The following is a 9,295-nucleotide window of genomic DNA, read 5'->3' as shown; positions in this document are numbered from 1 at the left end:
CTGGCTTGGCCGGCGGTGCGGCGGCCGGGGCGCTGGACGCCGGCGCGGGGGGCGTCGTTGCAGAGGCGGCGGCGGGCTGCGGCTGCGCGGGCGCGGCGTGGTCCCCCGCCAGGGCCGGGTTGAGCGGGCGAAGGGCCGCGTCTGCGACTTCGGCGTCCATGGGTCCGGCCGGCGCCGGCGCGGCAGGCGTCTCGGCGCGCAGCTCGGCCGCCACGATCTGCGGACTGAGGTCGGCGGCGACGTCGTCCATGGAGGGGCGATAGAGCACCACGGCCGCGACGGTGGCGGCCGCCAGGGCCACCGCGCCGGCCGCCGCCGCCGCGCCGACGGCGGGGAAGGGGCGGGCCTTGCCAGGGGGCGTCGTCGCCTTGGCGGGTTTGGCGGACGGGGTCCGGGCGGCCGGACGGCGGGCGGGGCGCGACGGCGCCTCGGCTGGTTCGCGGCGGCGGGGGGCTGCGGCGGCGGGGCGGACGCCGCCCGCGAACGCGCGGTCGACGCCGTCCCAGAAGTCGATGTCCACCGCCCCGTCCTCGGGGTTGAGGAACACCTTCAGGAACTCCTGCCGCTCGTCCTCCAGGCGCAGGGCGGTGAGGGCGTCGGTGGCGTAAGCCCCCGTGTCAATGCCGATCCGGGCGCGGCCGCGGATCGGGCGGGGGTTGACCGAATGGCCGTGGACCACGACGCCCGACCAGATCGGCGGCTCGTCGTCGTAATAGCGGAACCACATCATGTCGGAGTCGGTCTGCTCTTCGATCAGACGATCCGGGCGCAGGCCGGCGTGGACGAAGATGTAGTCGCCCAGCTTCACGCTGAGCTCGGTCGCCCGCAGGAAGGCGACGTGTTCGGCCGGAATGACGTTGGTCGCGGTCTGGCGCAGCCGCTCCGCCGGCTGGTTCGGCGCGGCGCCGCGGAACGAGACGCCATAGGAGCGCAAGGTCTCGACCCCGCCATACTCGAGCCAGCGCGCGGAGTCCTCGCGGCCGTCCAGCAGGCTGAGCAGGACGTCTTCGTGATTGCCGCGCAGGAAGACCGTCTCGCAGTCGGCCTGGTCCCGGAAGCGGATCAGGTGGTCGATCACGCCGGCGGCCTCGGGGCCGCGGTCGATATAGTCGCCGAGGAAGACCGCCACGGCATTCTTCCCTTCGGCCCTGGCGGCCTCGGTCTCGACCGCGAGTTGCTCGGTGAGGCGTTCCAGGAGGTCGAGCCGGCCGTGGATGTCGCCGATCGCATAGACGACGGTCTGTTCCGGCGCCCGGGCGGGTCCGCCGACGCGCGTGGTGGAATTCATACTCAGAGCCGATCGCACCTGAAAAAATCCCGCCGGAAGAACGGGCTACGCGCTCTGGCTGTAACACGAGGCGGGTCTCGGGCTCCAGGGGCTTGCGGCGCTCCGCGGGGGGCCGCCGCGCTGCAGCATCGGGCGCCGGCGCCCCCGATCGGGCAGGCGAAAGCCGATGCTGCGTCGCCGAACTTCTTGGCCCGCAAGGAGTTGTGTCCACCGTGGCGACGCGGTATCGTGGCGCCAATCGGAGTCAGCTTCGGTCGCCGAAGGTGCGGAGAGGGTCTGGAGATGTCCAAGAAGATCGCCATTCTGGTCTCCGTCGCGGCGCTGAGCCTGGCCACGGGAGCGCAAGCCGGCGGCTCGCACGGCAGCTACTTCTGGGGCGGCTGGGGTGGCCATGGCGGCCATGGCCACGACGATGACGATGACAATGGCGGCAGCATCTGCGCGCGCATCCAGAACGATTTCCTGCGCAAGCTCTGCTACAAGATCAAGAACGGCCACGACGACGACAATCCGGTGAGCCCGGACTGAACCTCGCCCGGACCTGACTGAAGGGTCCGCAGGGCCGATGAAGCCGTCCGCCGCCTAGGCCGGGCGGCTTTTTTGCGTTTACGGCGCGGCCGGGGCGGGCGGGTCCTGCCGCTCGGCCTCGTCCCGGGCTTCGGCGGCGGCTTCACGCACCAGGTCCTCCGCCGCGTCGTTGGGGGCGGACGCGCCGGCCGGCGCCGCTTCACCGGCGGGGGGCTTGAGCCCCAGGGCCTCGGTCGCCTGGTCGCCCTCCCGGCCGAACAGGCTGCGCACGCGCAGATCGACCTGCGGGTACGGGATCTCGATGGCGGCCTCCCGCAGGGCGTCCTCGATCGCCCAGGTGTACGCCGCATGCGCGGAGGCGGGGCGCTTGACGGCGTCGAAGGCCGGCCAGACCACCAGCTCGAAGTCCAGCGACGACTCGCCGAAGCCGACTAGCCAGACCTGGCTGCGGCGCGCCTCGGTGTCGGGCAGGGTGAACGGCACCTTGTGGGCGGCGGCGAGGACCACGTCGCGGACCTTGGCCTTGTCTGCCCCGTAGGCCACCGAGAAGGGGATGTGCAGCCGTCGGGTCTGGCCCTTCAAGGTCCAGTTGACCACCTGCTCCTCGATCAGCCGCGAATTGGGGATGACGACGTCCAGGCCGTCGTTGGTCAGGAGGCGCGTCGCCCGCGGCCGGACCTCCTGGATGATCCCGCGCATGCCGCTCTGCAGCTCGACAAAGTCGCCGACGTGGACCAGGGGGTCGAAGATCACCACCAGCCCCGAGACGAACTCGCGCACGACGCCCTGCAGGCCCAGGCCCACGCCGACCCCGACCGCGCCGGCGAACACGGCCAGGGAGGTCAGGTTGACGCCAAGGGTGGAGAGGCCGACGAACGCGCCGGCCAGCACCAGGCCGTAGGTCGTCAGCTTCTCGACGATATAGATCGACGAACCGCCTGAGCGGGAGCGGGTGCGCACGCGGGACAGGGCCATGCCCAGCAGGCGCGCGGCCATCACCGACAGGATGAGGACCAGCGCCGCCAGGGCCAGGCGCCCGGCGAAGGGCGTCCAGGCGCCGGACCCGATCCAGGCAAGGGCGGCTTCGAGGGTCATGCGGGGTGCTCCCGCAAGGCTTACGCCCGAGCTTGGCTTCAGGTTCCCGCCGCGCGCGCCACGGCGGCGCGGCCCGGCCGCCGCCGCCAGGCGGCCGCGAGCTGGTGGTAGAGGGGCTCGCGCATGATCCGCGAGGAGACGGCGCGGGAGGTCAGGGCCGCGAGCATCAGCGGTCCGACGAGCCCGGGGTCGCGGGTCATCTCCATCAGGATCACGGCGCTGGTCAGGGGGGCCTGGACGACCCCGGCCAGGTAGGCCGCCATGCCGAGGACGACGACATCGCGGCCCTGGACCCATGGCGTGATCTGGTCGATGGCCGCGCCCAGGCCCGCCCCGATGGCGAGGGACGGGGCGAAGAGGCCGCCGGGAGCGCCGCAGACCGAGGCCGCCAGCGTCGAGACCCAGCGCCAGAAGGCCAGGGACCAGCTCTGGTGGCCGCCGCCCTCACCCGCCAGCAGGGCGGTGGTGGAATCGTAGCCGACGCCGAAGCTGAGCCCGCCGCTGGCGAAGGCGGCGAGGCTGGCGAGCAGGCCGCAGCCGGCGGCGAAGACCAAAGGGCGGGCGGCGCGGAAGCGGCCGACTGCGTTGGCCCTTGGGCCGATCACGGCGGCCAGGGCGCGGGCGAAGAGGCCGCCGCTGACGCCGCAGACGACGCCGACGACCGGCGCGACCAGCCAGGCCGAGGCCAGGGCCGTGGATCCGCGCAGGCTGCCGAAATAGGCGTAGTCGCCGGCGAAGGCGTAGGAGGCCGCCCCGGCGATCACCACCACCAGGATGATGATGGAGTTGTTGCGGCGGTCGAAGCCCTTGGCCAGTTCCTCCACCGCAAACACGACTCCGGCGATCAGGGTGTTGAAGGCGGCGGCGACGCCCGCCGCGCCGCCGGCGATCAGCAGCGCGCGTCGGCTGGGGCCCCCACGCAGCCCGCTGGTCATGGCGAAGAGGATGGCGGCGGCGACCTGGACCGTCGGTCCCTCCCGGCCGATCGAGGCGCCGCAGGTGAGCAGCATGGCCGTCAGAACGACCTTGACCGCGGCGGTGCGCAGGCTGGTGCGCTCGTCGCCGGCCCCGCCGAAGCGAGCTTCATCCGCCGATGCGATCACCTGGGGAATCCCGCTTCCGGCCGCCGCGGGGGCGATGCGAAGGGTGAGCCAGGTTCCCGCCGCCATGGCAGCCGGAAGCAGCACGTAGGGCAGCCACGGGACGCTGCGGATCACGTCGGTGTGGAAGGCGATGCCGGCGTCGCAGAGCTTGGCGAAGGCGACCGCCGCCAGTCCCGCGGCCAGGGAGGCCAGGACGATGATAGTCATGCGCCAGGCCCGACGCGCCCGCAGGCGGATGCGCTTGGCGCTGAAGCCCGATCCGTTGCGTCGACTCCAGGCCGTGAGACGGCGGATCATGGCGCGGCCGCCGGGCCGGCCGCCGACGGCGCGTGGCTGGGAGCGTGCATGGGGCGTTCGTTACACGCCGCGGACCGACCGGGACAAGCACGGCGTGCCGACATAGGTCAAAGCCAGCTCGCCCAGCAGCGGGCAGGATGCTTGCGACCCGTGGCCCGCAGGGCTGAACGATGGCCAGTACAGTGCGTTTGCCGAGCAGGCCGGCCGCGACCGGCGCCATCCGACCCCGCCAAGGAGCACGGCCCATGGCCTTCGGCAGCCCCGACGTCCGCGACTTCAAGCTCACCTCGGTTGAGGACTATGAGCCGTTGATCGGCCCCGAGGCGGTGGACCGGATTCTGCGCAAGGCGCGGGCGCTGGACGACCTGCACGTGCTGAACGTGAACTCCACCTACTATGGGGGCGGGGTGGCGGAACTGCTGACGTCCCTGACCCTGCTGATGAACTCCGCGGGGGTGCAGACGGGCTGGCGGGTGCTTCAGGGGAGGCCGGATTTCTTCAGCGTCACCAAGAAGATGCACAACGCTCTTCAAGGCGGCGACTTCAACATGACCGAGCTGAAGTCGCAGATCTACGAAGAGGTGAACTTCGAGAACGCCGTGCGCAACCACTTCGACCACGACGTGGTGATCGTCCACGATCCGCAGCCGCTGCCGCTGATCCGGCACTATCGCCGAAAGGCGCCCTGGATCTGGCGGTGCCACGTGGACCTGTCCCAGCCGCATCCGGAGCTGTGGGCCTATATGAGGCCGCTGGTCGAAGCCTATGACGCGGTGGTGCTGTCGCTGCCGGAGTACGCCCAGGACCTGGAGACGCCGCAGCGCTTCATCTTTCCGGCCATCGACCCCTTCGCCTCGACGAACAAGCCGCTGTCGGAGGCGGAGATCGACGAGCGGCTGGCGCACTACCAGATCCCGAGCGACCTGCCGCTGGTGGTGCAGGTCTCGCGCTTCGACCGCTGGAAGGACCCGCACGGGGTGATCGACGCCTACAAGCTGGCGCGCACCCAGGTCGATTGCCGGCTGGTGCTGGTCGGCAACGTGGCCACGGACGATCCGGAGGGCCAGGCGGTGTTCGCCTCGCTCTGCGAATGCGCCGACGAGCGGATCATCATCCTGTCGGTGCAGGACTCGGCCCTGGTGAACGCCCTGCAGCGGCGTGCGGCGGTGGTGCTGCAGAAGTCGCTGCGCGAGGGGTTCGGCCTGACCGTGGCCGAGGCCATGTGGAAGGGGGCCGCCGTGATCGGCGGCCGGGCCGGGGGCATCCGCCACCAGATCGACGACGGCGTGAACGGCTTCCTCGTCAGCTCCATCGAGGAGGCGGCCGATCGCATCGTGCAGCTGCTGCAGGACCGCGACCTCGCCGCCCGGCTGGGCGCGGCGGCCAAGGGCAGCGTGCGCGAGCGCTTCCTGATGACCCGGCTCATGGAGCAGTGGTTCGACCTGATCGGCGCCTTCGAGACGGACTTCAAACTGAAAGGCGCCGTCCAGGCGTAAGGACGCACGATGGAGACGGGGAGGCGGGGCATGACGGTGTCGCAGGTGGTCTGGTTCGAGGAGGTCGCACGTCGCGACGTGGGTCGCGTGGGCGGCAAGAACGCCTCGCTCGGGGAGATGACCCAGGCGCTGACCGGAAAGGGCGTGCGGGTGCCCGGCGGCTTCGCCACGACGGCGGACGCCTATTGGGCGTTCCTGGACGCCAACGGCCTGCGCGAACCCCTGGCGGCGGCGCTCGCCGACCTGGAGTCCGGCAAGGCCAGCCTGGCGCAGACCGGCGAGGCGCTGCGCCGGATGATCCTGCGGGCCGACTGGCCGCCGGCGACGGCCGAGGCGGTGCGGGGCGCCTATCGCGAGCTCTGCCGGCGGGCGGACCGCGAGCTGGTCGACGTGGCGGTTCGGTCCAGCGCCACCGCCGAGGACCTGCCCGACGCGAGCTTCGCCGGGCAGCAGGAGACCTTCCTGAACGTCCGGGGCGAGAAGGCGCTGCTGGCGGCCTGTCGGCGCTGTTTCGCCTCGCTGTTCACCGACCGGGCGATCGCCTACCGCCGGGCCCGCGGCTTCGATCACATGAAGGTGGCGCTGTCGGTGGGCGTGCAGCGGATGGTCCGGTCCGACATCGGCGGTTCGGGGGTGATGTTCTCGATCGACACCGAGACCGGCTTCGACAAGGTGGTGCTGATCAACGCCGCCTGGGGCCTGGGCGAGACGGTGGTGCAGGGGCAGGTCGACCCCGACGAGTATGCGGTCTTCAAACCGTTCCTGGCCGATGCGCGGCTCACGCCGATCATCGAGAAGCGCCGCGGCGGCAAGGCGCGAAAGATGATCTACGCCGAGGGGGAGGCGACGACCCGCACGACGCCGACCTCGCGCGCCGAGCAGGAGGCGCTGGTGCTGAGCGACGGCGAAATCCTTCAGCTCGCCCGCTGGGCCTGCGTCATCGAGGACCACTACGGCTGCCCGATGGACATGGAGTGGGCCAAGGACGGGAGCTCGGGCGAACTCTTCATCGTGCAGGCCAGGCCCGAGACGGTGCAGTCGCGCCGCGGGGCGGGGATGCTGCGGACCTACGACGTGAAGGCCAAGGGCGCGCGCCTGGCCGCCGGGCTCGCGATCGGGGAGGCGGCCGTGAGCGGCGAGGTCTGCCTGATCGAAAGCGCCAAGGACATAGAACGGTTCGTCGATGGGGCGGTGCTGGTGACCGGGTCCACCGATCCGGACTGGGTGCCGATCATGAAACGCGCCGCGGCCATCGTGACCGACCACGGCGGGCGCACCTCGCACGCCGCCATCGTCAGCCGCGAACTCGGCCTGCCGGCGGTGGTGGGGACGGGCGAGGCCACGCGGGTGCTGCACGAGGGCCAGGTGGTGACCGTTTCCTGCGCCGAGGGCGACGAGGGCTTCGTCTACGAGGGCCGGGCGCAGATCGAGGCGCGCGAGCTCGACCTCGCGGCGGCGCCGTCCACGCGCACCAAGGTGATGCTGAACATGGCCAATCCGGCGGCGGCGGCGCGCTGGTGGCGGATTCCGGCGGACGGGGTCGGCCTGGCGCGGATGGAGTTCGTGATCGGCTCGCACATCAAGGTCCATCCGATGGCCCTGGTGCGCTACGCGACGCTGAAGGACGAGGCCGCCAGGGCGGAGATCGCCGAGCTCACCAAGGGGTACGAGGCGGACCGCACGGCCTTTTTCGTCGAGCGGCTTGCCGCGGGCCTGGCCCAGATCGCCGCGACGGCGCACCCGAACCCGGTGATCGTGCGGATGAGCGACTTCAAGACCAACGAATACGCCGGCCTGCTGGGCGGCGCGGAGTTCGAGCCGCAGGAGGAGAACCCGATGCTCGGGTTCCGGGGGGCCTCGCGCTACTATTCCGAGAGATACCGCGAAGGCTTCGCCCTGGAATGCGCGGCGATCCGCCGGCTGCGGGAGGAGATCGGCTTTTCCAACGTGGTGGTGATGATCCCCTTCTGCCGCTCGCCCGCGGAGGCGGACCGGGTGCTGGCGGAGATGGCGAAGAACGGCCTTCGCCGCGGAGAGGCGGGGCTGCAAGTCTACGTCATGTGCGAGATCCCCTCGAACGTGATCCTGGCCAGGGCGTTCGCCGCCCGCTTCGACGGCTTCTCCATCGGCAGCAACGACCTGACGCAGCTCACCCTCGGGGTCGACCGGGACTCCGGGGACCTCGCCGAGCTGTTCGACGAGGAGGACGGGGCGGTGAAATGGATGATCGCCCGCGTCATCGCCGAGGCGCATGCGGCCGGGGCCAAGGTGGGGCTGTGCGGCCAAGCCCCCAGCGACCGGCCCCGGTTCGCCGAGTTCCTGGTGGACTGCGGCATTGATTCCATCTCCGTCAGCCCGGACAGCTTCCTCGCCGTCAAGGCGAGCGTGGCCGCCAGGGAGGCGGCGGAGGGCGGGACGGCGGCCCGGTGACCAGCGAGCTTCGCCTGGACCGCACGAGCGGGCGGCGGGTGATCGTCGCGCCTGGCCGACGGGCGCGCCCCGGCGGCGAGCTCGAGGTGATGCGCCCGGCCCACCCGCCGCTGAAGCTAGACCCGCAGTGTCCATTCTGTCCAGGATCGGAAGCCCGGCTGCCGGCGGTGCTGGCCCAGGTCGACAGCGCGGACCCGCCGGGCTGGCGTGTGCGCGTCGTGCCCAACAAGTATCCGGCGGTGGCGGCGCCGGGGGCGAGCGGGGAGGTGGAGGCGGCGCGGGCGCGGCCGGCCGGCGGCCTGCACGAGGTGATCATCGAAAGCCCGAGGCACGACGACGATCTGGCCATCATGGATGACGCTCAGCTCGAGGCGGTGGTCGGCGTCTATCGCGAGCGCTGCTGGCGGCTGATGCGGCGGGAGGGGATCCAGGCGGTGGTTCTGTTCCGCAACCATGGCCCCCTGAGCGGCGCCTCGCTGGTGCACGCCCATGCCCAGGTCCTGGCCCTGGACGTCACCCCGCCCCTGACGCAGGCGCTTATCGGGACGGGGCGGGCGCGGCACGCGGCGGATAGCCGATGCCCCACCTGCGAGGAGATCGCCGCCGAGCTGGCGGCGCGCGTTCGGGTGGTGGAGGAGACCGCCGACTACGTCGTCCTGTGCCCGTTCGCGGCCGAGCGTCCCTATGAGACCTGGATCGCCCCGAAGGCGCATGCGGCGAGTTTCACGGGCCTGGAGGACGCTCACCTCGGCCAGTTCGCCCATCTGCTGGGCCGCACCCTGCGGCGGCTGAAGCACGCCCTGGGCGATCCCACCTACAACTTTGCGATGGACGGGGCGGACCGGGCGCACCTGGGCTCGCCGTTCGTCCATTGGCGGCTGCGGATCGCGCCCAAGCTCGCCGAGTACGGCGGCTTCGAGCTCGGATCGGGCATGGTGATCAACCCGTCCAGCCCCGAGGCGGATGCGGCGAGCCTGCGCGCGGCCAGTCCGGAGCGGGGCGGGCGAACGGACGTTCAAAGGGGCGAGGCGGGCTGAGGCGGATCGGGAGCCTGAGAG

7 protein-coding genes are annotated in these 9,295 nt (G+C 71.6%); 4 read left to right on the top strand and 3 right to left on the bottom strand.

Annotated features, from left to right (window positions below):
* Positions 1-1,288 (bottom strand): metallophosphoesterase family protein (locus tag ACK4YQ_RS19165; protein WP_409613808.1); only part of this gene is annotated, 1,288 nt, incomplete at its 3' end.
* A 282-nt stretch (positions 1,289-1,570) separates the two neighbouring features.
* On the opposite strand from ACK4YQ_RS19165, the gene ACK4YQ_RS19160 reads away from it, so the two are divergent.
* Complete coding sequence (locus ACK4YQ_RS19160; protein ID WP_409613804.1) at positions 1,571-1,816, top strand: hypothetical protein; 246 nt, start codon at positions 1,571-1,573, stop codon at positions 1,814-1,816.
* A 78-nt stretch (positions 1,817-1,894) separates the two neighbouring features.
* Here the strand turns inward: ACK4YQ_RS19160 and ACK4YQ_RS19155 are convergent, their stop codons facing one another.
* Positions 1,895-2,911: a mechanosensitive ion channel family protein gene (locus ACK4YQ_RS19155; RefSeq protein ID WP_409613801.1), complete on the bottom strand. Its 1,017-nt coding sequence runs from the start codon at positions 2,909-2,911 to the stop codon at positions 1,895-1,897.
* Positions 2,912-2,949: 38 nt separating this feature from the next.
* Entirely contained in the window at positions 2,950-4,311 is a 1,362-nt protein-coding gene (locus tag ACK4YQ_RS19150) for a chloride channel protein (protein ID WP_409613798.1), read from the bottom strand.
* A gap of 245 nt (positions 4,312-4,556) precedes the next feature.
* On the opposite strand from ACK4YQ_RS19150, the gene ACK4YQ_RS19145 reads away from it, so the two are divergent.
* From ACK4YQ_RS19145 to ACK4YQ_RS19135, 3 genes are read left to right on the top strand one after another with little or no spacing between them, the layout of a single operon-like run.
* Positions 4,557-5,807 (top strand): glycosyltransferase, encoded by a 1,251-nt coding sequence (locus tag ACK4YQ_RS19145; RefSeq protein ID WP_409613795.1) that lies wholly within the window; start codon positions 4,557-4,559, stop codon positions 5,805-5,807.
* Positions 5,808-5,837: 30 nt separating this feature from the next.
* Positions 5,838-8,237, top strand: a complete 2,400-nt coding sequence (ppsA, locus tag ACK4YQ_RS19140) for a phosphoenolpyruvate synthase (protein WP_409613793.1) — start codon at positions 5,838-5,840, stop codon at positions 8,235-8,237.
* Positions 8,234-9,274: a DUF4931 domain-containing protein gene (locus tag ACK4YQ_RS19135; protein ID WP_409613790.1), complete on the top strand. Its 1,041-nt coding sequence runs from the start codon at positions 8,234-8,236 to the stop codon at positions 9,272-9,274. Before ppsA ends, ACK4YQ_RS19135 begins: the two co-directional genes overlap by 4 nt.
* The last annotated feature ends 21 nt before the right edge of the window (positions 9,275-9,295 follow it).

It is taken from the genome of Phenylobacterium sp. (assembly GCF_046291545.1).
Classification (GTDB): Bacteria; Pseudomonadota; Alphaproteobacteria; order Caulobacterales; family Caulobacteraceae; genus Phenylobacterium.
Note: the sequence above shows the minus strand (reverse complement) of the source record. Positions and strands in the feature narration are given on the sequence as shown.